At 63.8% G+C, this 647-nt stretch carries 1 protein-coding gene; it reads right to left on the bottom strand.

Going from position 1 to position 647, the window contains the following annotated elements:
• A partial coding sequence (locus tag EJC49_RS25135; protein ID WP_148106340.1) for a DUF4385 domain-containing protein occupies window positions 1–470 on the bottom strand: 470 nt, incomplete at its 3' end.
• Between the last annotated feature and the right edge of the window lie 177 nt (window positions 471–647).

The following is a 647-nucleotide window of genomic DNA, read 5'->3' on the forward strand; positions in this document are numbered from 1 at the left end:
CTCTCCTTCCAATCCTTCTTGCGAGCGGCGTAGTCTTCGTTCGCCTCGGCTGCCTTCCACCTGGCATGGAAGACTTCGGCGGACCTGGCCTTCTCCGGATCGCCCGTGCCGCGCGGGAGTTCGTGATGGTCCTCCCCGGCATATTTCCGGCCACCGCGATAGTTCGCGTAGCGACGCGCGCGGGTGAAGCCCATCTGCAGGAACTTGTGAGCCAGATCGGCGCCGACGAAATCGCCTGCGTCGAGGTAGGCCTTGAACTTCGTCTCGATCGCGGCGCTGCTCTTTTCCGCCTCGTCCGGCGTCTTGAACCGCCAGAGCAATACGAGTTCGTTCTTGTAGGGCTGGCAGATCAGCACGCCCTGTTCGCCGCGCCCGACGCGGTAAAGTTTGGGGTGGGCGCGGTAGTCGACATCCGGTTTCCACGCGTAGCGGGACTCGTCGAAGTCGAGATATGAGGGTCGCCTAGACATGGTCAGCAAAGGTGGATCAGCGCCTTCCGGTTCCGTTCGGCGACGTCAGCCGAAGATCCCATGCATGAACCACCGGTGCGATCCGGTGTGGGGGTCTTCACCGTCGCCGGCCCTGTAGACCCAGTAGCGCTCGCCCGCCTCGTCCTCGACCCGGAAGTAGTCGCGGACGGCCGACAG

It is taken from the genome of Aquibium carbonis, assembly GCF_003970795.1.
Classification (GTDB): domain Bacteria; phylum Pseudomonadota; class Alphaproteobacteria; order Rhizobiales; family Rhizobiaceae; genus Aquibium; species Aquibium carbonis.